This window comes from Nocardiopsis potens DSM 45234 (assembly GCF_000341105.1).
Taxonomy (GTDB): domain Bacteria; phylum Actinomycetota; class Actinomycetes; order Streptosporangiales; family Streptosporangiaceae; genus Nocardiopsis_A; species Nocardiopsis_A potens.
The window spans coordinates 187,543-212,626 of record NZ_ANBB01000033.1 but is presented as its reverse complement, the minus strand read 5'-3'; the positions used below and the strand labels follow the sequence as shown (position 1 = coordinate 212,626).

Genomic DNA, 25,084 nt, shown 5'->3' with positions numbered 1-25,084 from the left:
CGTCGCGGGTGCCAGACCGGCCTCGTCGCGGTTAGCACTCTACCTTCGAGAGTGCCAGTACCGAACACTAGCCCGGCTCTCCGGGTGCGTCAAACAACAGGTCACAGGGGGAAGACTTGCCGGAAAGCGAACCGGTCACGGCCTTTTCGAGCCTGCTCACACCGGCCGGCGCAAGGCTGCTGGAGCGGGTCTGCGCACTGCCGGAGGGCGATCCGCTCGCCGCGGCGACCCGGGCCCGCGCCGCCGCCGAGGAGATCGCCGCGGCCGAGCCCGGCGGGCTGGGGGCCCCGCCCGCCGACGCGGCCGCCGCCGCGCTCTCCCAGGCCCGGCTGCGCGCCCGGGCCCGGGCCAAGTTCGGCGGGCGCGCCGACCGGATGTTCTTCACCCCGGACGGGCTGGAGCAGGCGACCCGCATCGAGGCGGCCCGGTACCGGGCCGCGGAGTTCGCCGCCGCGCTGCCGGCCGGCACCGAGGTCGCCGACCTCTGCTGCGGCATCGGCGCCGACACCCTGGCCCTGGCCGAGGCCGGCCTGCGGGTGCACGCGGTGGACGCCGACCCGCTCACCGCCGCGGTCGCCGCGGCCAACATCGGGGCGCTGGGGCTGTCCGGCCGGGCCCGGGCGGAGACCGGCACCACCGGACCGGACTCGGTCCCGCCCGGCCGGTACGGCGCGGTCTTCTGCGACCCGGCCCGGCGCGGCGCGCGCGGCCGGGTGTTCGACCCGGACGCCTACTCCCCGCCCTGGGGGGTGGTCGAGGAGCTGGCCCGGGCCGCCCCGGCCGCCTGCGTGAAGGCCGCGCCGGGCATCCCGCACGAGCGGATCGGCGGCGCCCGCGCCGAGTGGGTGTCGGTGGACGGCGAGGTGAAGGAGGCGGCGCTGTGGTTCGGGGCGCTGGCCGGCGGGCCGCCGCGCCGGGCCGTGCTGCTCCGCTCCGGCTCCGCGGGGCCGCCGGCGGTGCTGGACGGCGGGGCCGAGGAGCGGACCGCCCCGGTCGGCGGGGTCCGGCGCTACCTCTACGAGCCGGACGGCGCCGTGGTCCGGTCGCACCTGGTCGCCGAGGCGGCCGAGCCGCTCGACGGGGTGCTGCTGGACCCCCGGATCGCCTACATCGCCTCCGACCGGCTGGTGGACACCCCGTTCTGCTCCGCCTACGAGGTGCACGAGGCGATGCCGTTCTCGCTCAAGCGGCTGCGCGCCGCGGTGCGCGCGCGGAGGGCCGGGACGGTAACGATTAAGAAACGCGGCTCGGCCGTCGACGTCGAACGGCTCCGCCGCGATCTGCGCCCCTCGGGCCCGGAATCGGTGGTCGTGGTACTCACCCGGATCGGCGATCGCCCGTTCTGCCTACTGTGTTCCGAGGTCAGCGCCGCCCAAAGAACATAAAGAACATTTCGCCGGTTTTCCCGGGGAGGGCCGCCGGCGCGTTTTCCGAACGGGCTTCGGCCGCGCGGGGCCCGTTACCGGAAAGCGATCTTCCGGACTCGCCCGAAGTCGCCGTTGATCTTGTCGTTAAACTGGCCCCGCTGAATACCGCTCCCTTTCCGCGGATTCGCCCTGCGGCGACATCGGGGCTGCCGTCCCGCGGCGCCGGACGAACCGGGGCCCTCCCCTATCCACTACCCTCACTCGACGCGCACACCCCCTGTCGGACCGTGAGGGGCTCATGGGCCTCCGACGCCGGCACAGCCCTCCCGCACCTGCCGCCGGATTTTCCGACTTCCCTCCGAATCCCCCGCGCACCCGTCCGCGCGGGGGCGCCCGAGCATAAGGAGCACCTCGGTGGACAAGACCGCTAACGACTTCCTCAACGGAGGAGGTCAGACCGGGATCTCCGACCGCATGCGCGACCTGCTCTCCAGAGCCGCCCAGGAGCAGGTCTCCGAGCAGAAATCCCAGGGCGCAGTGACCGAGGAGATGCGCCAGCGCCTGGAGGGCATGGAGTGGCTCCTGCGCGAGATGCGCGAGCGCGAGTTCACCGCGCTCTCCGAGTCGGTCGCCGCGGTGCAGGGCCGCGTCGACGACCTCACCTCGCGGGCCCCGGAGTGGGCCGAGACCCTCGCCGAGCACATCGAGATGGTCGGCCAGCGGGTCAAGCCGCTCTCCGAGATCCCCGCGCTCCGCTCCGACGTCCGCGGCGTCTCCGACCACGTGACCACCGCCCTGGACCGGATCCGGGCGCTCACCGAGGCCGGCACCCGCACCCACTCCCGCCTGGAGGGCGTCGCCGGCCACCTGGAGCGCCTCTCCACCTCCTCCGAGGAGCGCTTCGAGGCCCTCGGCGCCCGCCTGGACACCCTGGAGTCCGCCGTCCAGGAGACGCTGGCCGGGCTGACCGAGGCGCTGGAGCGCCGGGACGGCGAGGCCTCCGCGGTCGACGCCGAGCGGCACGAGGCGCTCAGCACCGCCGTCACCGAGGGCCGGGCCGCCCTGGAGCAGGCCGTCGCCGACGGCCGCACCGCGCTCGCCGAGACCCTCCGCGAGCAGCAGGAGGCGCTGGCCGCGCTGGCCGCCGCCGAAGAGGAGCGGCACACCGCCCTCACCGGCACCGTCACCGACGGCCGGGCCGCGCTGGAGCAGGCCGTCGCCGACGGCCGCACCGCCCTGGCCGAGGCCCTCGGCGAGCAGCGGCGCGAGCAGCAGGAGGCCATCGCCGGCCTCGGCACCGCCGAGGAGGAGCGGCACACCGCACTCACCGGAACCCTGCAGGAGCAGCAGGAGGCGCTGGCCGCGCTGGCCGCCGCCGAAGAGGAGCGGCACACCGCCCTCACCGGCGCCGCCGCCGAGGACCGGGCCGCGCTGGAGCAGGCCGTCGCCGACGGCCGCACCGCCCTGGCCGAGGCCCTCGGCGAGCAGCGGCGCGAGCAGCAGGAGGCCATCGCCGGCCTCGGCACCGCGGAAGAGGAGCGGCACGCCGCGCTCAGCGCCGCGGTCGCCGAGGGCCGGGCCGCCCTGGAGCAGGCCGTCGCCGACGGCCGCGGCTCGCTGGCCGAGACCCTGCGCGAGCAGCAGGAGGCGCTGGCCGCGCTGGGCACCGCCGAGGAGGAGCGGCACGCCGCGGCCGCGGCGCGGGCCGCCGAGGACCGCGAGGCCCTCGTCGCCGAGCTCGGCCGCGCGCTGACCCGGCTGACCACCCAGGCCGACGAGAACCACGCCGAGGCCGCCGCCGCGGTCGCCGACGCCACCGCCGCCGTCGCCAAGCTCTCCGGGGACACCGAGACCCGCCTGGGCGACCTCCGCGGGCACCTGCGCGACCGCCTCGCCGAACTGCACGAGCAGCTCGAACTGAGCCGCTCCGAGCTGCGCGAGCGGGACGACCGGCAGCGCGAGGACCTCGCCGCCCGGCTGGAGGAGACCGCCGCCGCGCTGCGCTCCGCCGCCGACGAGGACCGGGCCGCGGCCGCCGCGGACCTGGCCGCCCTGCGCACCGCCCTGGAGAAGGCCGTCGCCGAGCTGGAGGAGAAGGGCGAGGCCCGGCACACCGCGCTGGGCGCGCTCTACGAGGAGCACCGCGCGTCGGTGGAGGAGCGCATCGAGGCGCACCTGACCGCCGTCACCGGCCGGTTCGAGCACGGCCTGGGCCGGCTCAGCGACCGCTTCGACGGCTTCGAGGGCCACTTCGACGGCGGCTTCGACGGCCTCACCGGCCGCCTGGACGGCCTGGACGGCCGGCTCACCGGCGTCGAGGGCAAGTTCGAGGGCGTGCACGGCCAGCTGGACGGCGTCGACGGCCAGCTCGACGGGGTCGACGGCCGCCTGGAGGCGGTGGACGACCGGCTGGAGGCGGTCAACCAGCGCCTCGCCCAGCTGCCCGCCTCGCTGGAGGTCGCCGAGCTGCACCGGCGCCTCACCGAGCTGGTCGAGCGCCCGGTCGTCGAGGACCACGGCGGCAGGCTGGAGGCGCTGGAGGAGCGGCTCGGCGGGGCGCTCAAGCCGCTGGCCGAGATGGACCCGCGCACCAAGGAGATCGCCAAGGAGATCCAGAGCCGCCCGGACCGGCACGAGCTGGAGGAGGCGCTCACCGAGGCGGTGGAGACCTCCCACGACGACATCACCAAGCGCCTCGCCTCGCTGGAGGAGACGATGCTCGCCCTGGCCGAGGCGCTGCTCCGGCCGAACCGGGACGGCAAGAAGAAGCGCCGCCGCGACGACGACGAGGACGACGAGTAGTCGGTAGTCCCCGCACACCGCCGGCACCGGAACGAAGGGCCGCCCCCTCCCTCGGGGGCGGCCCTCGCCGTGCCGGGCCCCGGCCCGCCGCCGGCGCGGGCCGGGGAACCACGGGCACCGCACACGGGGACCGCGCCGTACTCGCCGAGCCGCAGGGGGGGGCGCGGACCGCTCCTCCACCGGCCGGGCCCGCCCCGAGGACTTCCGGCGTGCTACGGGGCCAGCGGGACGCTCACCGGGAGGGAGGTGTCGGTGGCCAGGTCCAGCCGGGACGGCGGGAGGCCGGCGGCGACCACCTCGGCGCCGAGGGCCGCGATCATCGCGCCGTTGTCGGTGCACAGCTTGGGCCGGGGCACCCGCAGGGTGATGCCGGCCGCGGCGCAGCGCTCCTCGGCCAGCGCGCGCAGCCGGGAGTTGGCCGCCACGCCGCCGCTGATCACCAGGTGCTCGACGCCGTGCTCGCGGCAGGCGTCCACCGCCTTGCGGGTGAGCACGTCCACCACCGACTCCTGGAAGCCCGCGGCGATGTCGGCGACCGGGATCGCCTCCCCCGCGCGGCCGGCGTTCTCGACCCAGCGGGCCACCGCCGTCTTCAGCCCGGAGAAGGAGAAGTCGAAGGTGCCGTCCCCCCACTTGCCGCGCGGGAAGCGGATCGCCTTCGGGTCGCCCTCGCGCGCGGCCCGGTCGATCGGCGGGCCGCCCGGGTAGGGCAGGTCCAGCAGCCGGGCGACCTTGTCGTAGGCCTCGCCGGCGGCGTCGTCCACCGTGTCGCCCAGCGACCGCACGTCGGTGGCCAGGTCGTTGACGAGCAGCAGCGAGGTGTGGCCGCCGGAGACCAGCAGCGCGACCGCGGGCTTGGGCAGCGGGCCGTGCTCCAGCTGGTCCACCGCGACGTGCCCGACCAGGTGGTTGACCCCGTAGAGCGGGACGCCCAGCGCCATCGCGTAGGCCTTGGCCGCGGAGACGCCCACCAGCAGCGCGCCGGCCAGGCCGGGGCCGGCGGTGACCGCGATCGCGTCCACGTCGGAGGCCTTCACCCCGGCGGCGTCCAGCGCGCGGCGCACCGTGGGGACCATCGCCTCCAGGTGCGCCCGGCTGGCGACCTCCGGGACGACGCCGCCGAACCGGGCGTGCTCGGCCACACTGGACGCCACGTCCTCGCCGAGCAGCTCGCAGCCGCGGACCAGGCCGACGCCGGTCTCGTCGCACGAGGTCTCGATGCCCATGATCAGGGGGAGGTCGGTACGGCTCATCGTGTTCCTCCGGAAAGGGGCCCGGCGGCGCCGGCCGTCCCCGCCGGGGCGGGGGTCGTGCCGGCCCGGCCGCCGGGGAGCGGTGGGCGGGCCTCCGGCGCCGCCGCGCGGGCGGCCGGCCGGGAGGCGGGGGCGCCGCCGCGCGGGGCGCGGCGCCCGGTGGTCCGGGCGGGGGCGGCGGTCACCGGAACCGCTCCTCCCCCGCGCGCTCGGCCACGGTGGCGGAGCGGCGCATCACGATCGCGTCGGCGTCCCGGTAGTACCGGCGGCGCACCCCGATCTCCTCGAAGCCGAACCGGCGGTACAGCTCCCGGGCGCGCGGGTTGTCCGAGCGGACCTCCAGGAACACCTCGGTGGCGCCGCGGTCCAGGGCCTCGCCGAGCAGCCGGGTGAGCAGCGCGGCGCCGATGCCGCGGCCCTGGGCGTCGGTGCGCACCGCGATGGTCTGCACGTCGCCCTCGGGCGGGACGGAGCGGAGCCCGGCGTAGCCGATGACGGTCTCCGGGGCGTCGGGCTCGACCGCGACGTAGTACCGGCGGGTCGGCTCGGCCAGTTCGGAGCGGAGCATCTGCTCGCTCCAGGCGTCCTTGGGGAACAGCGCCCGCTCCAGCTCCATCACCGGGGCGACGTCGTCCTCGGCCATCGGGCGGATCCGGGCGGGTCTCACGCCTTCCACTGCCGCACCTTCTTCGGGGCGCCGGGCTCCACCGCGTCCGGGCGGCGCAGGTACATCGGCCGGGGCGCGGGGAGCTCCTCGCCGGCCAGCAGCCGGCGGGCGGCGAGCTCGCCGAGGGCGGCGGCGGTGGGGTGCAGCGGGGCGGCCGACTCCTCGTCGGCGCCGAGCACCTCCCCGTAGAGCGCGGCGCCGTGGCCGATCACCGGCAGGCCGCCGGTGTCCAGCTCGGCCGGGCGGTCCACCGCGATGTCGCCGACCCGGGTCCGGGCGTCGGCGTAGCGGGCCCAGAACACCTCCTTGCGGCGGGCGTCGGTGGCCGCGATGAACGGGCCGGTCCGCCCGGAGGCGAAGGCCAGCGCGTCCAGGGTGGCCACGCCCACGCACTCGATGCCCAGCGCGTCGGCCAGGGAGAGCCCGGTGGTCAGGCCCACCCGCAGGCCGGTGTAGGGGCCGGGGCCGATGCCCACCGCGATGTGGGTGAGGTCGGAGAGGGCCGCTCCGGCCCGCTCGACGACGTCGGCGATGCCGGGGGCGAGCAGTTCGCCGTGGCGCCGGGCGTCCACCGAGGCGGTGCTCGCGGCGACGGCGACGGAATCGGGGGCCCCCGCGTCGGGGGCGGTGCAGACCGCGGCGGTCACGGCCGGGGTCGCGGTGTCGAAAGCCAGGAGAAGCACGGTCGTCCAGCCTACAGCCGCAGGTCGGCCCAGCGGGGGCCGAATCCGGTGAAGAGCAGCGCGCGGGTGTCGTCGGGGCGCCGCTCCAGGGTGATCTCGAGGCGCTCCTCGGAGAGCTCCTCGGCCAGGCCCTCGCCCCACTCCACGACGGTGACCGAGTCGGCGAGGGTCGCGTCCAGGTCGATGTCGTCCAGCTCGGCGGCGTCGCCGAGCCGGTAGGCGTCCACGTGCACCAGCGCCGGGCCGTCGCCCAGCGGGGGGTGGATCCGGGAGATCACGAAGGTCGGCGAGGTGATCGGGCCGCGCACCTTGAGTCCTTCGGCGATCCCCTGGGTGAGGGTGGTCTTCCCCGCGCCCAGCGGCCCGGACAGGATGAGCAGGTCGCCGGGGGCGAGCAGTGCGGCGAGGCGGGCCCCGAGGGCGCGCATCGCCCCGTCGGTGGCGGCCTCGGCGCGCACCGTGGTGGTTCGCACTGTGTCGGTCATCGCCTTCTCAGATCGGGCAGGGTCCAGGAGGGACGTGCCCCAGGGTAGTCGGAGTCCGGACCGTCCGAGGTCAGCGCGGTGATCTCGGCGTCGCTGGGGTATCAGAGCGCTCTGAGGCCCCCGCAACGCCGAGATCACCGGAGGAGGGGTCAGGGGGCGCCGGGGCCGGTGTAGACCCGCGGCACCCGGGCGCCGATCCGGGTCACGATCTCGTAGGGGATGGTGTCCAGCACCTCGGCCCAGTCCTCGGCGCTCGGCTCGCCCTCCGCGCCGCCGAACAGCACCGCGTACTCCCCGGCCTCGACCGGGTCCTCGCCGACGTCCACCATGAACTGGTCCATGCAGACGGTGCCGGAGACGGTGCGGATCCGGCCGGCCGCCAGCACCGGGCCCCGGTTGGTGGCGGCGCGCGGCACCCCGTCGCCGTAGCCCAGCGGGACCAGGGCCAGCCGGGTGTCCTTCTCGGTCCGGTACCGGTGCCCGTAGGAGACGCCCTCTCCCGCCGGAACCCGCTTGACCAGCGCGATCCGGGAGCGCAGCGTCATCGCCGGGCGCAGCCCGGGGACCTTCAGGCCGGGGATCGGGCTCAGCCCGTAGCTCGCCAGGCCGGGCCGGACCAGGTCGTAGTGGCTCTCCGGGAGGGTGAGCGTGGCCGCGGAGTTGGCCAGGTGCCGCACCCGCGGGCGCAGCCCGGCCTTCTCCGCGACCTCCAGCGCCTCGGCGTAGCAGGCGAGCTGGGCCCGGATCGACGGGTGGCCCGGCTCGTCCGCGCAGGCGAAGTGGGAGAAGACGCCGGTGACCCGGATCTCCCCGCCCGCCTCGGCCGCCGCGGCGGCGGCGACGGTCTCCGGCCAGTCGGCCCGGGTGACGCCGCCCCGGTTCAGCCCGGTGTCGGCCTTGAGGTGCACCGACGCCGGGCGGCCGGCCTCCCGGGCCGCCTCGGCCACCCGCCGGAGCACCTCCGGGTCGCTCACCCCGAGGTCGATGTCGGCGGAGACCGCCGCGGCCAGCGGTGCGCCGGGCGGCAGGATCCAGGAGACCGCGGGCGCGGTGATCCCGGCCGCGCGCAGCTCCAGCGCCTCCTCGATGAAGGCGGTGCCCAGCCAGGCGGCCCCGCCGGCGAGCATGGCGCGGGCCGCGGGGACCGCGCCGTGGCCGTACCCGTCGGCCTTGACCACGGCCATGGTCTCCGCGCCCGGGGCCCGCTCCGCGAGCAGCGCGATGTTCTCGGCGATCGCGCCCAGATCGACGCGGGCCTCGGCGAATGTCGGTGGCATGGCTTCAGTCTGGCACGCGCCCGGGGCCGGTGAGTGCGGTTGTCGCCGAGGTCACGCGGCGCCCGACGGGCTCCGCACCCGGCCGGCGGGGGACGGCTTGAGCACCCGCCCGGCCGACGCGGGCAGCACCGTCCCGATCAGCGCCAGCGCGCCGTAGCCCAGCTGCCCCGGGGCGGCCGCGCCGAGCAGCACCACCGCCTCCGCGCCGGGGCGGCGGAGCAGCGCGCGGACGTCCGGCGGCGACCAGGGCACCGACCATCCGGTGGTGGCCAGGACGAGCAGGGCGGCGCCGGCCGCCGCCGCCCACGCCTGGGAGCCGGCCGGGAGCCCGCCGAACCAGGCCATGCCGGTCTGCAGCGCGGCCAGCGCGTAGCCGGGCTCGCCCGGCAGGCCGGGGAGCCGGCCGGGGTCGGCGAGCGGGGCCGCGGCGACCAGCGCGGCGGCGGTGCCCACCGCGCCCGCCACCGTCCCCGGCCGGGCCGGTTCCAGCAGCAGCCGGGTGGCCTCCAGCCGCTCCCGCGCCGGGTGGCGCCGCCACGGCCGGCCGTTCGCGCGCACCGCCCCCATCGCGTGCGCGCGGCGCCAGCGCAGCAGCCGCCAGGCGGCGAAGAGCGCCGCCGGGCCGCGCCGGGCCGCGGCGACCTGCACCGCGAGCTCGTGCACCATCGCGGACAGCCCGCAGGCCAGGGTGACCGGGAGGCGGATCCAGGCCAGGGCGGCGCGGCGGAAGACCGGGGCGATGTCGCCGGGGACCCGGACCCGGGCGCGCACCGCGCGGCCGAGCGCCGCCCGGCGCAGCCCGGCCAGCGGTTCGGCGCCGGGCAGCGGCGGGGTGGTCTCCGCGGTGAGCCGGGCCAGCCGGTGGTCCATCAGCACCGCGCCGGCCAGCAGCAGGAGCAGCAGCCAGCGGGTGAGCGACCCGTTCCCGGTGAGCGCGGCGAAGAACGCGGTGGCCGGGGCCAGGTCCACGTCGGCCAGGTCGGCGTTGTAGTGCATGTGGTCGACGGCGGCGACGGCCACCGCGAGCGGCGGCAGCGCCCACACCCAGAGCCCGTGGTGCCGGCGGCCCACCGCGACCACGCCGAACGCCCCGGCGATCAGCGCGGTGGTGACGGCGTGCCCGGCGAAGACCGTGCCGGTCGCCGGGACCGCGGACCAGCCGGGCAGCAGGGTGAACAGGCCGTAGTGGGTCGTGCCGGGCACCGCGCCGGAGGCCGCGGCGAGCAGCCCGCGCTCGGCCAGGTGGAACCCGGCCCCGGCGGCGGCGCCGAGCAGCAGGTGGTCGGCGGCGGACATCCGCTTCACCCGGCGCCGCGCGAACAGCCAGACCAGCAGCAGCGGGGCGAGCTTGCCCGCCTCCTCCAGCGGCACCGCGACGTAGGTGGGGCCGGTCCAGTCCGGGGCGCCGGGGCCGAGCAGGCCGAGGACGGTCTGCTCGGCGAAGGCGACCGGCCAGACCGCGATCGCGCCGAGCGCCGCCACCCGGAGCAGGGTGGCGAAGCCGACGGTGCGCGAGCGGGCCGGCAGCGCGAGCTGGATCAGCAGCCAGAGCATGCCCAGCGCGACCGGGACCACCGCGCCCACGCCGGGGAGGGCCACCGCGGCGGCGGCCAGCACGGCCACCGCCAGCCAGCCGGCCGCGCCGCGCGCCGCGCGCAGCGCCCGGACCGCCCCGGGGGAGCCCTCCCGGAGGGCGTGCGCCCGCTCGGCCAGCCGCTCGGCGAGGTCCGGCCCGGGGCCGCGGCTGCCGCGCGCGTGCCGCCCGCCGATCTCCAGGCAGCCGTAGCGCTGCGCCGCGCGGAGCAGCTCGGGGTCGCGGCCGAGGCGCGCCTGCTCGCCGAATTCCGCGCGCGCCTCGGGGATGTCGGCGCCGGCGAAGGCGCGGACGAAATCGTCGGGTCCGGCGGCGACGGTGAGTTCTTCGGCGGTGATGATCACCGCCGCGGAAAGGTCCTCGACCACGATCAGCACATCGGTCGGCTCATCGCCCCAGCCGCGGATGACGTCGACGATCCCGGCGGTGTTCGCCGGCGCGTCGGTCACCGGTTCATAGGCGAATTCGGCCCGGGTGCGGCAGATCAGCAGTCGGTTCACCCCGACGTCCGCGGCCGCGGCCACCACCGCGTCGATCAGCGCGGTGTCGCGGGGTGCGAGGAAGGGGACCACGGCCTTGCTCTCGGCCGCCGTCCACCCTTCGTCGAACTCGGTGGAGTTGGCGCACACGCGCAGCACGAGATCGCGTGTGAGCATGGGCTGGACGTCCATAGGCTCCCTTGTGCGCTTTCCGGGGGTTCACGGCGCCGCGGCGGTCACGCCCGAGGAATGGCTTACGCTATCGCGTCCATTGCCCGGAAAGAATGGGCGAGCGCCCTTCCGGTACCGGATTTCCGGATTCATGCCTCGGGGAGCACCAGTTCGGCGAGGACCGCCCGGTGGTCGGTTCCGGGCACCTCGTGCACGGTCACCTCGCGCACCCCGATCCGCCGGTCGGCCAGCACGTGGTCGATGGCCACCCCGGGCAGCCCGCCGCCGGCCGGCCAGGTCGCCTCCAGTCCGGCGCCGACCTCGGCGGCGGCGTCCACGTACCCGGTGGACAGCAGCGACCGCAGTTCGGCGTGGTCCAGGGTGGCGTTGAAGTCCCCGGCGAGGATCCGCGCCGGGCCGCCCGGGTCGGCCGGCGGCACCTCGGCCAGCGAGGCCCGCCAGTCCGCGATCGCGTCCGCGGAGACCGGCGGCACCGGGTGCGGCACGGCGACCTCCACCGGGGCGGCACCGGGCACCTCCAGCGCGGCCCAGGGCATCGCGAAGAACCGGCCGCTGACCCGGTCGTCCTCGACCCGCTTCAGCGGGTGGGCGGAGAACAGGGCGCCGCCGACCGGCCCGGGGGCGGCGTAGGAGAGCAGGTTGGGCGCGGCGGTGCGCAGCCCGGACCGGATCAGCGCGTCGACGCCCTGCGGGGTGGCCTCCTGCACCCCGAGCACGTCCACGTCGTACCGGCGGACCAGGGCGGCCACCGCGTCCGCGTCGGCCTGGCCGAACGCCGAGTTGACGCTGAGCACCCGGAGCCGCGGGCCGTCCCCTTCCGGGGCGGCGGCGCCGACGATCCGCGGCAGTACGCAGGCGGCGAGGGCGACCGCGGCGGCGGCCGCGAGCAGCCCGGCCCACCGCTCGCGCAGCAGCACCGCCACCACCACCGGCAGCACCGCGGTCCCGGCCGCGTAGGGGGTGTAGCTCATCAGCGGGATCAGCGGGAAGCCCGCCTCCAGCCCGAAGCAGCGGACGGCCGCCCACAGGGCCCAGGGCAGTGCCAGGGCGAGGGCGGCCCAGGCCGCCCAGCGCCGCCGGCGGGCCCTCGGGCCCGCGGCGCGGTCCCCCACGGTGCTCAACTCCCCCTGTACCGCCGTCCAGCCGCATGCGCGCGGGTTGAAGGTAACCGCGTTCGGCGGTCCGAAACATGCTCCTGGTCAGCACGGTACGGTCGGGAGCAGCCCCGGGGAAGGCCCAGTCCGGAAGGGGCCGTGCCGGAACCCCGCCCAGGACGGTGATCTTGACGTTGCGGCCCTATCGGGGCGCCCTGATAGGGCCGCAACGTCAAGATCATCGAGAGGCGGGAACGGAAGGAGACCGATGACCGGAATCGAGATCGCCGAGGACATCGCCCTGCCCGACACCGGCGACGGCCGGTGCTGGGTGGTCGGCGCGGTCGTGGTGGACGACCGGGGCCGCGCCTTCGCCCAGCGCCGCTCCCCCGACCGGAAGGTCTTCCCGCACTGCTGGGACGTGGTCGGCGGGCACGTCGAGGAGGGCGAGTCGGTGCCCGAGGCGCTGGCCCGGGAGGTCGAAGAGGAGACCGGCTGGCGGCTGACCGCGATCGAGGCGGAGCTGTTCCGCCTGGTGTGGACGCCCGGCGACGGGGTGCCCCGGCACGAGGTGGACTACCTGGTCCGGGTGGAGGGCGACCTGTCCGCGCCCCGGCTGGAGCCGGGCAAGCACACCGAGTTCGCCTGGGTCGGGGAGGACCGGCTGGACCTGCTCCGCGACCACCGCGACCCGGGCGAGTACTTCATCGCCGATATCGTCCGGCTCGGCCTGCAGGCGGCCCGGAACCGTCCGCGGGCGCGCTGACCAGGGCCACCGCCCGCGGCACCGCCTCCACCAGATCGCCGGCGGAGACCGGGGCGCCGCCCCGGGCCAGCCGCGCCGCCAGCCCGTGCAGGTGCGCGGCGACCAGCGCCGCCTCGCGCGGCCGCAGCCCGGAGGCGAGCAGCGCCCCGGCCATCCCGGAGAGCACGTCGCCGCTGCCCGCCGCGGCCAGCAGCGGGGTCCCGGTCAGGTTGGCCGCGGCCGGGCGGCCGGGGTGGGCGACCACGGTGGTGGAGCCCTTCAGCAGCACGGTGCAGCCGTACTCCTCGGCGGCGCGCTCGACGTGCTCCAGGCGGCGCTCCTCGACGGCGGCCCTGTCGGTGCCGGGCAGCAGCCGGGCCAGCTCCCCGGCGTGCGGGGTGAGCAGGGTGGGCGCCGAGCGCTCCTGGAGGGCGCGCGGGTCCTCGGCGAGCAGGGTGATCGCGTCCGCGTCGACCAGCACCGGGAGGCCGGTCTCCAGGACCTCCTCCAGCTCCTCGCGGGACTGCTCGCCGGTGCCCCGGCCGGGGCCGACCGCCCACGCCGCCACCCGCAGCCCCGGGTCGGAGGCCGAGACCACCGCCTCCGGCCAGCGGTCGAGCACCCGGGAGCAGACCCCGCTCGGCCCGGCGTAGCGGACCATGCCCACCCCGGTGCGGAGCGCGCCGCCGACGGCCAGCACCGCCGCGCCGGGGTAGGCGTCGGACCCGGCGGCGATGCCGAGCACGCCGCGCCGGTACTTGTCCGACTCCCGGGCCGGGTGCGGCAGCAGCGCGGCGACGTCCGCGCTCTGCAGGCACTCCAGCCGGGGCGCGGGCAGCTCCGGCCCCAAGCCGATGTCGACCAGGTGCACCGCGCCCGCGCGCTCCGCGCCGGGGTCGACGAAGAGGCCGGGCTTGCCGGTGCCGAAGCAGACCGTGGCGTCGGCGGTGACCGCGGCGCCGGCCGCCTCGCCGGTGTCCGCGTCGATCCCGCTGGGCAGGTCGACCGCGAGCACCGGGCCGGGCGCGGCGGTGGCCAGCGCGGCCAGGCCGGCGTGCGGTTCGCGCAGCCCGCCCCGGCCGCCGATGCCGACCAGCCCGTCCACGATGAGGTCGGCGGCGGCGATCTCGGCGGCCGCCGCCTCGCCGGGGGCCAGCGTCCGCCCGCCGGCGGCCCGCAGCGCCGCCAGCCCGCCGGGGTGGATCCGGGACCCGGCCGCGACCGCCCGCACCGCGGCCCCGCGCCGGGCCAGCCGCGCCCCCGCGTACAGCGCGTCGCCCCCGTTGTCGCCCCCGCCGACCAGCAGCACCACCCGGGCGCCGTAGGCCCGGCCGAGCATCCGCGCGCCCACCACCGCCAGCCCGGCCGCGGCGCGCTGCATCAGCGCCCCTTCGGGCAGCCGGGCCATCAGCTCGGCCTCGGCGGCTCGGACCGCCTCCACGGTGTGCGCGCGGCGCATGGGCTCACATCCTGTCGATCTCGGTCAGGTCGATGTCGATGTCGAAGGGGACGGGCAGCTTGAGCCGCTCCCGGTGGACGCCGTTGGCCACGTAGGCCTTGGTGGCGGGGTCGAGTTCGTAGACGTAGACGACGGCGGCGCCGTCCTCCTTCTCCACCCGCCAGAAGTGCTTGATCCCGGCCTCGGCGTAGAGCTGCGGTTTGCGGACCCGGTCCCGCTCCTCGGAGTCGGGCGAGACGATCTCCACCGCCAGCACCACGGCCTCCGGCGGGAACGAAGTCTGGTCCATCTCGGTGACGGCGTCCGCTCTGATCACCATGGTGTCCGGCTCGGGACGGTTCTTCGGCCCCAAGGTCACGGTCATCTCCCGGCACACCTTCAGGTGCTCGGGACTCGCCGCCTCCAGCGTGCGCTCCAGGAGGCGGAGCATCACCATGTGGAAGTACATCTGCGGACTCACCAGGACCAGGCTCCCGTCGATGAGCTCGGTGTGCGGGGGAAGGTCCGCGATCCGGTCGAGGTCGTCCGAGGTCCAACCCCTCTCGGGAGGGATCGGCCAGTTCTCCGCGGAGATCTCCGCCGGGGGGTGCTCCCCCGTCGCCGGACGCTCCTCGGTCGCAGGGGGAGCACTCATGTCATCGCCTCCAGCAGTCGAATCGCGATCGTCGCCGAGAGTAGCCATCCCTGCCCTCCTGTGACGGGGTTTCCTGCATTCTCGCACCCGGTGGGCCTCCCGGCCCGGACACGCCGCCGGTGCACCGCCGCGCGGGCGCCACTGGTTTACTGGCTCGAACGGCGATGAATCCCCCGCAACGCAGAGCATCACGGGACGATCAGCACAGGACCTACGGCATGACCTCGATTGACGAGCGCCTCGCGTCGGACGACGCCCTCACCAAGCGGGTGGCGCACCTGCAGAACGCCATGCACAAGCTCGGGGCGGACGTGATCAGGCTGCAGACGCAGCTGACCGAGTTCGCCGCGGCCCCCGCGGAAGAGGAGGAACCGGGCGACGCCCCGCCCCCGTTCATCTTCAACATGTCCCGCGAGGACTACAAGGCCGAACTGGCCGCCCTGGTGAAGTGGGTGGACGACTTCCTGGTGCCGGTCTACGTCGGCGAGGACGCCGACTGGTGCCCGGTGTGGTGGGAGCACCACGAGGCGGTCGGCCGGCTGCACGCGCTGCGGCTCTCCTACACCGAGCTCTCCGACACCGCCTCGGCCGGGGCGTCCGGGCCGGCCCGGTGGCACCGCGACCACCTGGACCCGGCGCTGGACCGGCTCCGCTCCGGGCAGGGGCCGTTCGCCCGCTGCCTCGGCGGGGCCGGGCACATCGAGCGCCGCCGCCCCGAGCCCGCCGCGGACCGCCCGCTGACGCGCTGATCCCGGCGCCCCGGCCCCGCCCGGAGGCGGTGCGGAGCGGGGCGCCGGGATCGCGGGCCGCCGCGCTCGGGGTCAGCCGCGGATCACGTGCGGCACGAACGAGGAGGTGTCGTCGGTGATCAGGTTGGACGTCTCCCGGATGCCCAGGCCGGCCGAGCCGTCGCCGACCACCCAGGTGCCCAGCACCGGGCGCTGCCCGTCGAAGTCCGGCAGCTCCAGGAACTCCTGGTAGACGTAGCCCTCCGCGCCGTACCCGCCGGGGCGCCGCTCCAGTTCGCCGCGGGGGGTGACGATGCTCATGCTGGCGCCCTCCCGGCCCAGCAGCGGCTTGGCGATGTAGGAGTCGAGCGGCCCGGGGGCGCCGAGGTAGGCGGGGAGCAGGTTGGGGTGCCCGGGGTAGAGCTCCCAGAGCACCGCCAGCAGCGCCTTGTTGGACAGCAGCATCTTCCAGATCGGCTCGACCCAGGGGACGCGGTCGAGGTTCTGCAGCACCAGCGGGCCGAACCGGTCCTTGACCAGCCACTCCCACGGGTACAGCTTGAACGCCGCGGCCACCGGCGTCTCCTGCAGGTCGACGAAGGCCTGGCGGCCCTGGTCCCAGCCGACGTCCTCCAGTGCGACCTCGCGCACCGGCAGGCCCGCCTGGGCCGCGGTCTCCTGGATGTAGGCGGTGGTCAGCGCCTCTTCGCCGGTCTCGTCCTCGTTGGTCCAGGCGAAGTGGACCAGCCCGCCGCCCAGCCGCGGGCCGATCTCGGCCCACCGGTCGACCAGCCGCTCGTGCACCGAGTTCCACTGGTCCAGGCCGGGGTGGACGTCCTGCATCCAGTGCCACTGCGCGACCGCGGCCTCCACCAGGCAGGTGGGGGTGTCCGCGTTGTACTCCAGCATCCGCGCCGGCCCGCTGCCGTCGTAGTGCAGGTCGAAGCGGCCGTAGAGGTAGGGGTCGGCGCGCTTCCACGAGTCGCGGATGAAGGGGGCCGCCCACTCCGGCACGCCGAAGTCGGCGTAGCGCTCCTCGGCCACCACGTGCTCCACCGCGGCCAGGCACATCCGGTGCAGTTCCTCGACGGTCCCCTCCAGGGCCAGCACCTCGGCCATGGTGAACTCGTAGTGCACCGACTCGTCCCAGTAGGGCCGGGTGAGGTGCTCGGGGTGGACCGAGACGTGGAAGCCGAGGCCCTGGCTCTCGACGATGTCCGGCCAGCCGGGCCGGACCGGGTTCCCGCTGCTCCTGATCAACGCCGCCCCCTCAGCTTCCGCCGCTGCCGCCGCGGCCGCCCATGCCGCCGCGCTGGATGACGTTGCCCCGCTCGGTGACGATCTTGGAGCCCGAGGGGCGGCTGGTGGTGCCGCCGCTCACCCGCGACCCGCTGGCGCTGCCGCCGTAGTAGTAGAAGTAGCCGCCCCCGCCCGAGCCGTAGTGCGAGGAGGAGGAAGAGGAGGAGTCGTCGTCGCAGCGGTCCTCGTCGACCACCCGGTAGGAGCCGTCGTTGAGCCGGTCCTTGTCCACGCAGCGCGCGGTCACCGTGTCCGGACTGCTGCATCCGGCCGCCACCACCAGGGACAGCGCCCCGATGGCCCCGGCCACCACCGTCCTCGAGCTCTTTCTTCCGGCCACCTTGAACTCCGATGCCATGGCCCCTCCGTCCTCCTGTACCGCCTGCGCGGCGGCGGTTCTCGTCTCGGAGTGGGACGCGGCCCGGCCCGGAGCCGTTCCGCTCCGCGGGCGGCGCGGCCGGATCCGGCCGCGCGCCGGGGAACCCCGGGCGGACCGGAGGCGTTGAGGGCGGTCAGGTCTTCCGCAGCCGCACCCGGCGCACCCGGTGGTCCTCGCCCTTGTGCAGCACCAGGGTGGCGCGGGCCCGGGTGGGCTGGATGTTCTCCACCAGGTTGACCTCGTTGATGCTGCGCCAGGTGTTCATCGCGAACTCCTTGGCCCGCTCCTCCTCCACCGTGGTGGCCATCGCGTGGAAGTAGGAGCGCGGGTCGGAGAAGGCGGTGCGGCGCAGCTCCAGGAACCGGTCCAGGTACCAGCGGCGGACGTGCTCCACCTTGGCGTCGACGTAGATGGAGAAGTCGAAGAAGTCGGAGACGGCCAGGTGCCCGGCGAGCGGCGGCTGGAGCACGTTGATGCCCTCGACGATGAGGATGTCCGGCCGGTGCACGGTCTGCACGCTGCCCTGGAGGATGTCGTAGGCGAGGTGGGAGTAGATGGGGATGTCCATCTGCGCCGCCCCGGCCTTCATCTCCGAGACGAACCGGACCAGCGCGCGCCGGTCGTAGCTCTCCGGGAACCCCTTCCGGTTCATGATGCCGCGCTCCTGCAGCACCCGGTTGGGGTAGAGGAAGTTGTCGGTGCTGACCAGTTCGACGTCGGGGTGGTCCGGCCACTGGGCGAGCAGGGTGCGCAGCAGCCGGGCGGTGGTGGACTTGCCGACGGCGACGCTGCCGGCGACGCCGATCACGAACGGGGCCGGGCGGTCGTCCTCGCCGAGGAAGGCGCGGACCGCGCCGTGCCGCTGCCGGGTCGCCTTCACGTACAGGTTGAGCAGCCGGGACAGCGGCAGGTAGATGTCGCGGACGTCCTCCAGCGACGTGGGGTCCGCGATGCCCCGCAGCACGTCGAGCTCGGCTTCGGTCAGGGAGAGGGGGGTCGCGTCGCGCAGGGCCGCCCAGGCCGGGCGGTCCAGTTCAACGTAGGGCGATGAGAAGCCGTTCTTCGTCGCTTGTGACACGTCTGCCCACTTTAAGGGAGGGTGAACAGGGCTTCGGGCACCGCCCCCGCCGGGAGGGCTCCGGCGGCGGCGCGCCGATTGTGGCCAGTCTCTTCTTTTTCCCGGCTTCGCCCGTTTCCGTCGCCTCCGGCGGCCGCCGACCCCCCTCCCCACCTGGGGCTCCACCGCCGGGGCCGCCAACTGGTCTATACCGCTACCTGCGAAAACGACGATTGGTCCACACCACGGAAGGCGGCGATGGGCCCCTCCGTGAACTACGCTTGCGCCCATGTGCGGAATCGTTGGCTACGTCGGGCCGCAACCGGCGCTCGAAGTCGTCGTTGACGGCCTGGCAAGGTTGGAGTACCGCGGATACGACTCCGCGGGCGTCGCCGTCCTCTCCGGCGGCCGGCTGGAGACCGAGAAGCGCGCCGGGAAGCTGGAGAACCTGCGCCGCGCGCTGGAGGAGACGCCGCGCACCGCGGACGGGATCGGGATCGGGCACACCCGGTGGGCCACCCACGGCGCCCCCACCGACCTCAACGCCCACCCGCACGTGGACAACGACGGCCGGGTCGCCGTGATCCACAACGGGATCATCGAGAACTTCGTCGCACTCCGCGCCGAGCTGGAGGAGCGCGGCTGCAAGTTCGCCTCCGAGACCGACACCGAGGTCGCGGCGCACCTGCTCGCCGAGGAGCTCAAGGAGCGCGGCGACGACGACCTGGCCGCCGCGATGCGCTCGGTCTGCCGCCGCCTGGAGGGCGCGTTCACCCTGGTCGCCACGTACGTCGGCGCCCCCGACCTGGTGGTGGCCGCGCGCCGCAACTCGCCGCTGGTGGTGGGCCGCGGCGACGGGGAGAACTTCCTCGCCAGCGACGTGGCCGCGTTCATCGCGCACACCCGCGACGCCATCGAGCTGGGCCAGGACCAGGTGGTCGAGCTGCGCCGGGACTCGGTCACCGTGACCGACTACGACGGCCGCCCCGCCGAGGTGCGCGAGTACCACGTCGACTGGGACGCCTCCGCCGCGGAGAAGGCCGGCTACGACTACTTCATGCTCAAGGAGATCGTCGAGCAGCCGAAGGCGGTCGCCGACACCCTGCTCGGCCGGGTCGGCGCGGACGGCACGCTCTCCCTGGACGAGATGCGGATCGCCCCCGAGGAGCTGCGCGAGATCCGCAAGATCGTGATCATCGCCTGCGGCACCTCCTACCACGCGGGCCTGATCGCCAAGTACGCGATCGAGCACTGGTGCCGGATCCCGTGCGAGGTGGAGGTCGCCAGCGAGTTCCGCTACCGCGACCCGATCCTGGACCGGCAGACCATGGTCATCGCGATCTCCCAGTCCGGCGAGAGCATGGACACCCTGATGGCGGTCCGGCACGCCCGCGAGCAGCAGGCCCGGGTGCTGGCGATCTGCAACGTCAACGGCTCCACCATCCCGCGCGAGTCCGACGGCGTGCTCTACACCCACGCCGGCCCGGAGGTCGGGGTGGCCGCCACCAAGACCTTCCTCACCCAGCTGGTCGCCTGCTACCTGATCGGCCTCTACCTGGCCCAGGTGCGCAACCTCAAGTTCGGCGACGAGGTGAACGCGGTCATCTCCCAGCTCGCCACCATGGCCGAGCAGGTGGAGCGGGTGCTGGACACCGTCGGCCCGGTGCGCGAGCTGGCCCGCTCGCTCAGCGGCGCCGAGACCGTGCTCTTCCTCGGCCGGCACGTGGGCTACCCGGTGGCGCTGGAGGGCGCGCTCAAGCTCAAGGAACTGGCCTACATGCACGCCGAGGCGTTCGCCGCCGGCGAGCTGAAGCACGGCCCGATCGCGCTCATCGAGGACGGCCTGCCGGTCGTCGTGGTGGTGCCCTCCCCCAAGGGCCGCAGCGTGCTGCACGACAAGATCGTCAGCAACATCCAGGAGATCCGGGCCCGCGGCGCCCGCACCATCGTCATCGCCGAGGAGGGCGACGAGGCGGTGCGGCCGTTCGCCGACGAGCTGATCGAGATCCCGGCGGTGCCCACCCTGCTGCAGCCGGTCGTGGCCACCGTCCCGCTCCAGGTGTTCGCCTGCGAGCTGGCCCTGGCCAAGGGGAACGACGTGGACCAGCCGCGGAACCTCGCCAAGAGCGTGACCGTGGAGTAGGGCCCGGTCCGCGGAGCGGATCCGGCGAGGGGGGCGGCCCGGTGCGGGGCCGTCCCCCTCGTGCCGTTCCGGCCCCTTTCCGGCCTGGTCGGGACGGCGTGGCGGATGGGCCGGATGTGGCCGGTTCGCCGATCATGGACCCGGGGTAAAGCGGTTACCGCAGTGCGAAACGTGACCGCCCCCGGTCACGCCGTCCCTCCCAGGAAGGTATCCCCCCATGCGACGCACTCTGCTGCGCGGCGGCGCCGGTGCCGCCGCGGCGGCGCTGCTGCTCGCCGCGGCGCCGGTCGCCTCGGCCGATCCGGCCGGAGGCATCGGCGACCCCTACTTCCCCGACTACGGGAACCCCGGCTACGACGTCGGCCACTACGACCTGCGGCTGGACTACGCCCCGGACACCGACCGGCTCAAGGGCACCGCCACCCTGGTCGCCACCGCCACCGAGGACCTGGACTCCTTCACCCTGGACTTCCTGCTCGACGTGGACTCGGTCCGGGTGAACGGGCGGAAGGCCGACTTCTCCGCAGCCGGCGAGCACAAGGTGGAGGTCGTCCCGCGCTCCCCGGTCGCCGAGGGCGACCGGCTCACCGCGGTGGTCAAGTACTCCGACGTCCCCTCCTCGGTGAAGTGGGGGGACGGCTCGGTGACCGGGTGGACCCGGACCCCGGACGGCGCGATCGCGCTCGGCCAGCCCGAGGCGGCGTGGTGGTGGTTCCCCTCCAACGACCACCCGCTGGACAAGGCCACCTTCGACGTCCGCGTCTCGGTCCCCGAGGGGTACGAGGCGATCAGCAACGGCGTGCTCACCGGTGAGCGGACGCTCGGCGGCAAGACCACCTACACCTGGCGCCAGGACCGACCGTCCGCCACCTACCTGGCCACCCTCGCGGTCGGCGAGTACGAGGCGCACGAGGGCGAGACCGACTCCGGCCTGCCGGTTTACGACGCCTACGCGGAGAGCCTCGGCTCGCTGGCCGGCCCGGCCAAGGCCAGCATCGAGCGCGGGCCGGAGATCCTGGAGTTCCAGGAGGAGTCCTTCGGGCCCTACCCGTACAACGCCCTGGGCGGGGTGGTGGCCGGCCCCGACGCCGACCTCGGCTTCGCGCTGGAGACCCAGACCCGGCCGGTCTACAGCCACGCGTTCTTCCTCCGCGGCTCCAACACCTACGTGGTCGCGCACGAGCTGGCGCACCAGTGGTGGGGCGACCACGTCTCGGTCGAGGGCTGGGACGACATCTGGCTGAACGAGGGCTTCGCCAGCTACTCCGAGTGGATGTGGTCCGAGCACGAGGGCGAGGGGACCGCCCAGGAGCTGGCCGAGTACACCTACCACTCCTACCCGGCCGACGACCCGTTCTGGGACGTGACCCCGGGCGACCCCGGCGCGGAGAACGTGTTCCACTCGGCCGTGTACGACCGCGGCGCGCTGGCGGTGCACGCGCTGCGCACCGAGATCGGCGACGACGCCTTCGGCGAGCTGCTCCGCTCCTGGCAGGAGAAGAACGCGCACGGCAACGGGACCGTCGAGGAGTTCATCGAGATGTCGGAGCAGGTCTCCGGCAAGGACCTCGGCGAGGTCTACGACACCTGGCTCTACTCCCAGGGCCGCCCGCCGGCCCCGCCCGGGACCGAGGGCACCGCGGCGAGCCTGAAGTCCGCGCCGGAGGAGCCGGACTCCTGGGAGGCCATCGAGCGCAACCGGGAGCTGCTGCACCGGCACTGACCCGGCCCCGGCGGTGGGCCCCGGTGCCCCGCCGCGGCCGGCCTCCCGGCCGGCCCGCGGGGACACCGGGGCGCGCCCCGAGGCGGTGCTCTCGGCGTTCCGGCCCTGTCCGAACGCTCCGGCGGGGCCGCAGCGCCGAGGCCACCGGGGAGAGCGCCCGGGAACGGAAGCGGCCCCCGTCCGGATGCTCCGGGCGGGGGCCGCGACGTGTCCGCGGGCCTGCGGGTTCAGACCGCGAGTTCCGTCTCGACCACGGCGGCCAGGCGCTCGGCGATCGCGCGGGCCTGGGCCTCCTCCGCGGCCTCGACCATGACCCGGACCATCGGCTCGGTGCCGCTGGGCCGGAGCAGGACCCGGCCGGACTCGCCCAGCTCGGACTCGGCCACCGCCACCGCGGCCGCGACCTTCGCGTCGGTCGACGCCCGGGACTTGTCCACCCCGCGCACGTTGACCAGCACCTGCGGCAGCCGGGTCATCACCTTGGCCAGCTCGCCCAGGGCCAGCCCGCGGCGGGAGACCGCCGCCAGCAGCCGCAGCCCGGTGAGCAGGCCGTCGCCGGTGGTGGCGTGGTCCAGCAGCACGACGTGCCCGGACTGCTCGCCGCCGAGCGAGAACCCGCCCTCGCGCATCGCCTCCAGCACGTACCGGTCGCCGACCGGGGTCTCCACCACGGTGACGCCGGCCTCGGCCATCGCCAGTTTGAGCCCCAGGTTGCTCATCACGGTGACGACCAGGGTGGAGTCGGCGAGCAGGCCGGCCTCCTGCAGTTCCAGCGCGAGCACCGCGAGGATCTGGTCGCCGTCGACGACCGACCCGTCCGCGGCGACCGCCAGGCAGCGGTCGGCGTCGCCGTCGTGCGCGATCCCGGCGTCGGCGCCGTGCTCGCGCACCGCGGCCTGCAGCGCCTCCAGGTGGGTGGAGCCGCAGCCCTCGTTGATGTTGAGGCCGTCCGGCTCGGTGCCGATCGCGATCACCTCGGCGCCGGCCCGGCGCAGCGCCTCGGGCGCTACCCCGGAGGCGGCCCCGTGCGCGCAGTCCACCACGACCTTCAGCCCGTCCAGGCGGTTCGGCAGCGACTCCAGCACGTGCCGGACGTAGCGCTCCGCCCCGTCCGCGGCCTCGGTCACCCTGCCCACCGCGCCGTTCACCGCGCCCTCGGCCGGCTCGGCCAGGGCCGCCTCGATCCGGTCCTCCACCTCGTCCGGGAGCTTCTGCCCGCCGCGACCGAAGAACTTCACCCCGTTGTCCGGCGCGGGGTTGTGGCTCGCCGAGAGCATCACGCCGAAGTCGGCCTTGAGCTCGTCGGTGAGGTGCGCGACCGCCGGGGTGGGCAGCACGCCGAGGCGGACCACGTCGACGCCGGCGCTGGCCAGCCCGGCCACCATCGCCGCTTCCAGGAACTCCCCGGAGGCCCGGGGGTCCCTGCCGACGACCGCCAGCGGGCGCGGGCCCGCGGTGCCGTCCTCGGTGAGCACCCGTGCGGCGGCGATGGAGAGGTCCAGGGCCAGGCGGGCGGTGAGGTCGCGCCCGGCGACCCCCCGCACCCCGTCAGTACCGAACAACCGAGCCACGTGGCATTCGCCCCTTCGTTGGGAAGCGGATACTTGTCTGTGAGGGGTAGGGGTCCCCGGTGCGGAGACCCCGGAAAACAGCTATGGCCCGCACTGGCCACCCCTGGGACGGGGGACCGGCGGGCCGTAGCATGTGCCGGGCGAACCGGCGGGCGTTCCCTGGAAGCGGGTCAGCGCTTGGAGAACTGCGGAGCCTTGCGGGCCTTCTTGAGACCGGCCTTCTTCCGCTCCACCTCGCGGGAGTCGCGGGTGAGGAACCCGGCCTTCTTCAGGGTCGGCCGGTTGTTCTCCGGGTCCAGGCCGGCGAGGGCGCGGGCGATGCCGTGCCGCAGCGCACCGGCCTGGCCGCTGGGGCCGCCGCCGTGCAGCCGGGCGAAGACGTCGTAGGCGTCCTCGAAGCCCAGCGCGACCAGCGGCTCCTTGATCTCCTGCTGGTGGACCTTGTCCGGGAAGTAGGTCTCCAGCGGCTTGCCGTTGATCTTCCACTCACCGGCGCCCGGGGTGATCCGGACGCGGGCCACGGCCTTCTTGCGGCGGCCGGTGCCGGCGCCGGGGCCGGAGGCGGTGGGGACATAGGCCGCACCGGTCTCCGGGGCGGACTCGCTGGTGTACTCGGCCGGGAACTCCTCGCTCCCGTCGAATTCCTGGACGTCTTCGATGCCGGTGGGCTCGACCACGGTTCTCCTCGTAACTTCCTGTAGCTCTCGCGAACGCCTAGGCGGGCTGGTCGATCTTGGTGATTTCGAACGGCACCGGCTTCTGGGCCTGGTGCGGGTGCTCCGACCCGGCGTAGACCTTCAGCTTCTTGGCCATCTGGCGACCGAGAGAACCCTTGGGGAGCATGCCCTTGACGGCCTTCTCGATGGCCCGCTCGGGGTGCTTCTCGAGCAGGTCGCTGTAGGCGACGGAGCGGAGACCGCCCGGGTAGCCGGAGTGCCGGTAGGCCCGCTTCTGCTCCCGCTTGCGACCGGTCAGCGCGACCTTCTCGGCGTTCACGACGATCACGAAGTCGCCCGTGTCGATGTGGGGCGCGTAGTAGGTCTTGTGCTTGCCTCGGAGCAGCGTTGCGACGTGGCTGGCCAGCCGGCCGAGCACGACATCGCTGGCGTCGATGACGTGCCACTGACGCTGGACATCGCTGGGCTTGGGGCTGTATGTGCGCACGATCGTAAGCCTTCGTCTCAGTCGGCGTGGTCCACCCCTCCGCGAGGAGGAATGGAGGACTCGTATTCCTTGCCCGGGTCCCCGGTGTACTGCCTGCAGGGGGTGATCCGGTGTTGAGTGCGCAGACGATGATGCGTGGTCGGCGCCCAACGGGATGTCAAGGGAGCCCACGGCAACTCAACGCACAACGACGGAGCATCATATCGCTGCAGTGCACCGCAGGTCAAAGCGGCCCGCGCCGAAGCGGGGGCCGACCCGCGGTCGCGCCGCGACAGGTGACTACTCCTAC

The 25,084-nt window shown here is 74.9% G+C and carries 21 protein-coding genes; 6 read left to right on the top strand and 15 right to left on the bottom strand.

Features of this window, described 5'->3' with window-relative positions; genetic code table 11:
• Positions 1-116: 116 nt before the first annotated feature.
• Positions 117-1,385 (top strand): THUMP-like domain-containing protein, encoded by a 1,269-nt coding sequence (locus D459_RS0112770; RefSeq protein ID WP_017593401.1) that lies wholly within the window; start codon positions 117-119, stop codon positions 1,383-1,385.
• Positions 1,386-1,781: 396 nt separating this feature from the next.
• Positions 1,782-4,169, top strand: a complete 2,388-nt coding sequence (locus D459_RS0112765) for a coiled-coil domain-containing protein (protein WP_020380150.1) — start codon at positions 1,782-1,784, stop codon at positions 4,167-4,169.
• Between the two features lie 212 nt (positions 4,170-4,381).
• Here the strand turns inward: D459_RS0112765 and tsaD are convergent, their stop codons facing one another.
• From tsaD to D459_RS0112725, 7 genes are all read right to left on the bottom strand, one after another.
• Complete coding sequence (tsaD, locus tag D459_RS0112760; RefSeq protein WP_017593400.1) at positions 4,382-5,422, bottom strand: tRNA (adenosine(37)-N6)-threonylcarbamoyltransferase complex transferase subunit TsaD; 1,041 nt, start codon at positions 5,420-5,422, stop codon at positions 4,382-4,384.
• A gap of 181 nt (positions 5,423-5,603) precedes the next feature.
• On the bottom strand, positions 5,604-6,065 hold the full coding sequence (gene rimI, locus D459_RS0112750; RefSeq protein WP_020380149.1) for a ribosomal protein S18-alanine N-acetyltransferase: 462 nt from the start codon (positions 6,063-6,065) through the stop codon (positions 5,604-5,606).
• Positions 6,066-6,085: 20 nt separating this feature from the next.
• Complete coding sequence (gene tsaB / locus D459_RS0112745) at positions 6,086-6,772, bottom strand: tRNA (adenosine(37)-N6)-threonylcarbamoyltransferase complex dimerization subunit type 1 TsaB (protein WP_017593397.1); 687 nt, start codon at positions 6,770-6,772, stop codon at positions 6,086-6,088.
• Positions 6,773-6,783: 11 nt separating this feature from the next.
• Complete coding sequence (gene tsaE / locus D459_RS0112740; protein ID WP_017593396.1) at positions 6,784-7,257, bottom strand: tRNA (adenosine(37)-N6)-threonylcarbamoyltransferase complex ATPase subunit type 1 TsaE; 474 nt, start codon at positions 7,255-7,257, stop codon at positions 6,784-6,786.
• Between the two features lie 149 nt (positions 7,258-7,406).
• Complete coding sequence (alr, locus tag D459_RS0112735; protein WP_017593395.1) at positions 7,407-8,534, bottom strand: alanine racemase; 1,128 nt, start codon at positions 8,532-8,534, stop codon at positions 7,407-7,409.
• Positions 8,535-8,585: 51 nt separating this feature from the next.
• Positions 8,586-10,799: a protease PrsW gene (locus D459_RS0112730; protein WP_017593394.1), complete on the bottom strand. Its 2,214-nt coding sequence runs from the start codon at positions 10,797-10,799 to the stop codon at positions 8,586-8,588.
• 128 nt (positions 10,800-10,927) lie between these two features.
• Positions 10,928-11,911, bottom strand: a complete 984-nt coding sequence (locus D459_RS0112725) for an endonuclease/exonuclease/phosphatase family protein (RefSeq protein ID WP_020380148.1) — start codon at positions 11,909-11,911, stop codon at positions 10,928-10,930.
• A gap of 250 nt (positions 11,912-12,161) precedes the next feature.
• On the opposite strand from D459_RS0112725, the gene D459_RS0112720 reads away from it, so the two are divergent.
• Positions 12,162-12,659, top strand: coding sequence for an NUDIX hydrolase (locus D459_RS0112720; RefSeq protein ID WP_017593392.1), 498 nt, complete (start codon positions 12,162-12,164; stop codon positions 12,657-12,659).
• Here the strand turns inward: D459_RS0112720 and D459_RS0112715 are convergent.
• Together D459_RS0112715 and D459_RS0112710 are read right to left on the bottom strand one after the other, a co-directional pair.
• Positions 12,598-14,097: a bifunctional ADP-dependent NAD(P)H-hydrate dehydratase/NAD(P)H-hydrate epimerase gene (locus D459_RS0112715; protein WP_017593391.1), complete on the bottom strand. Its 1,500-nt coding sequence runs from the start codon at positions 14,095-14,097 to the stop codon at positions 12,598-12,600. The genes D459_RS0112720 and D459_RS0112715 overlap by 62 nt on opposite strands.
• Before the next feature lie 4 nt (positions 14,098-14,101).
• Positions 14,102-14,731 carry a Uma2 family endonuclease gene (locus D459_RS0112710; protein WP_017593390.1) on the bottom strand — a complete coding sequence of 210 codons (630 nt, stop codon included), beginning with the start codon at positions 14,729-14,731 and terminating at the stop codon, positions 14,102-14,104.
• 218 nt (positions 14,732-14,949) lie between these two features.
• Here D459_RS0112710 and D459_RS0112705 point away from each other — a divergent pair, with 218 nt between their 5' ends.
• Positions 14,950-15,480: a DUF4913 domain-containing protein gene (locus tag D459_RS0112705; RefSeq protein WP_017593389.1), complete on the top strand. Its 531-nt coding sequence runs from the start codon at positions 14,950-14,952 to the stop codon at positions 15,478-15,480.
• A gap of 72 nt (positions 15,481-15,552) precedes the next feature.
• Here D459_RS0112705 and D459_RS0112700 read toward each other — a convergent pair whose 3' ends face one another.
• The 3 genes from D459_RS0112700 to coaA form a co-directional block, all read right to left on the bottom strand.
• A complete protein-coding gene (locus D459_RS0112700) occupies positions 15,553-16,719 on the bottom strand; it encodes a glutathionylspermidine synthase family protein (RefSeq protein ID WP_017593388.1) in 1,167 nt (388 codons plus the stop codon).
• 10 nt (positions 16,720-16,729) lie between these two features.
• Positions 16,730-17,116: a hypothetical protein gene (locus D459_RS0112695; protein WP_017593387.1), complete on the bottom strand. Its 387-nt coding sequence runs from the start codon at positions 17,114-17,116 to the stop codon at positions 16,730-16,732.
• Between the two features lie 154 nt (positions 17,117-17,270).
• Positions 17,271-18,215: a type I pantothenate kinase gene (coaA, locus tag D459_RS0112690; protein ID WP_017593386.1), complete on the bottom strand. Its 945-nt coding sequence runs from the start codon at positions 18,213-18,215 to the stop codon at positions 17,271-17,273.
• Positions 18,216-18,483: 268 nt separating this feature from the next.
• Here coaA and glmS point away from each other — a divergent pair, with 268 nt between their 5' ends.
• Together glmS and D459_RS0112680 are read left to right on the top strand one after the other, a co-directional pair.
• On the top strand, positions 18,484-20,337 hold the full coding sequence (gene glmS / locus D459_RS0112685; protein WP_081620548.1) for a glutamine--fructose-6-phosphate transaminase (isomerizing): 1,854 nt from the start codon (positions 18,484-18,486) through the stop codon (positions 20,335-20,337).
• Between the two features lie 217 nt (positions 20,338-20,554).
• Positions 20,555-22,060: a M1 family metallopeptidase gene (locus D459_RS0112680; RefSeq protein ID WP_017593384.1), complete on the top strand. Its 1,506-nt coding sequence runs from the start codon at positions 20,555-20,557 to the stop codon at positions 22,058-22,060.
• Between the two features lie 227 nt (positions 22,061-22,287).
• On the opposite strand, the gene glmM is transcribed toward D459_RS0112680, so the two are convergent.
• The 3 genes from glmM to rplM all read right to left on the bottom strand — a co-directional run bounded on the left by glmM (position 22,288) and on the right by rplM (position 24,795).
• On the bottom strand, positions 22,288-23,631 hold the full coding sequence (glmM, locus tag D459_RS0112675; RefSeq protein WP_026120333.1) for a phosphoglucosamine mutase: 1,344 nt from the start codon (positions 23,629-23,631) through the stop codon (positions 22,288-22,290).
• Between the two features lie 170 nt (positions 23,632-23,801).
• The gene (rpsI, locus tag D459_RS0112670) at positions 23,802-24,308 is read right to left on the bottom strand and encodes a 30S ribosomal protein S9 (protein ID WP_017593382.1); all 507 of its coding nucleotides are present in this window, start codon (positions 24,306-24,308) and stop codon (positions 23,802-23,804) included.
• Between the two features lie 37 nt (positions 24,309-24,345).
• The gene (rplM, locus tag D459_RS0112665) at positions 24,346-24,795 is read right to left on the bottom strand and encodes a 50S ribosomal protein L13 (RefSeq protein ID WP_026120332.1); all 450 of its coding nucleotides are present in this window, start codon (positions 24,793-24,795) and stop codon (positions 24,346-24,348) included.
• Between the last annotated feature and the right edge of the window lie 289 nt (positions 24,796-25,084).

Excerpts from the sequence above, each read along its gene's own strand:
- D459_RS0112720 (WP_017593392.1), top strand. The coding sequence starts at position 12,162 with ATGACCGGAATCGAGATCGCCGAGGACATCGCCCTGCCCGACACCGGC.
- D459_RS0112680 (WP_017593384.1), top strand. The coding sequence starts at position 20,555 with ATGCGACGCACTCTGCTGCGCGGCGGCGCCGGTGCCGCCGCGGCGGCG.
- D459_RS0112710 (WP_017593390.1), bottom strand. The coding sequence starts at position 14,731 with ATGAGTGCTCCCCCTGCGACCGAGGAGCGTCCGGCGACGGGGGAGCAC.
- glmS (WP_081620548.1), top strand. The coding sequence starts at position 18,484 with ATGTGCGGAATCGTTGGCTACGTCGGGCCGCAACCGGCGCTCGAAGTC.
- alr (WP_017593395.1), bottom strand. The coding sequence starts at position 8,534 with ATGCCACCGACATTCGCCGAGGCCCGCGTCGATCTGGGCGCGATCGCC.
- D459_RS0112705 (WP_017593389.1), top strand. The coding sequence starts at position 14,950 with ATGACCTCGATTGACGAGCGCCTCGCGTCGGACGACGCCCTCACCAAG.
- tsaE (WP_017593396.1), bottom strand. The coding sequence starts at position 7,257 with ATGACCGACACAGTGCGAACCACCACGGTGCGCGCCGAGGCCGCCACC.
- D459_RS0112730 (WP_017593394.1), bottom strand. The coding sequence starts at position 10,799 with ATGGACGTCCAGCCCATGCTCACACGCGATCTCGTGCTGCGCGTGTGC.
- D459_RS0112695 (WP_017593387.1), bottom strand. The coding sequence starts at position 17,116 with ATGGCATCGGAGTTCAAGGTGGCCGGAAGAAAGAGCTCGAGGACGGTG.
- rimI (WP_020380149.1), bottom strand. The coding sequence starts at position 6,065 with ATGGCCGAGGACGACGTCGCCCCGGTGATGGAGCTGGAGCGGGCGCTG.
- D459_RS0112715 (WP_017593391.1), bottom strand. The coding sequence starts at position 14,097 with ATGCGCCGCGCGCACACCGTGGAGGCGGTCCGAGCCGCCGAGGCCGAG.
- tsaD (WP_017593400.1), bottom strand. The coding sequence starts at position 5,422 with ATGAGCCGTACCGACCTCCCCCTGATCATGGGCATCGAGACCTCGTGC.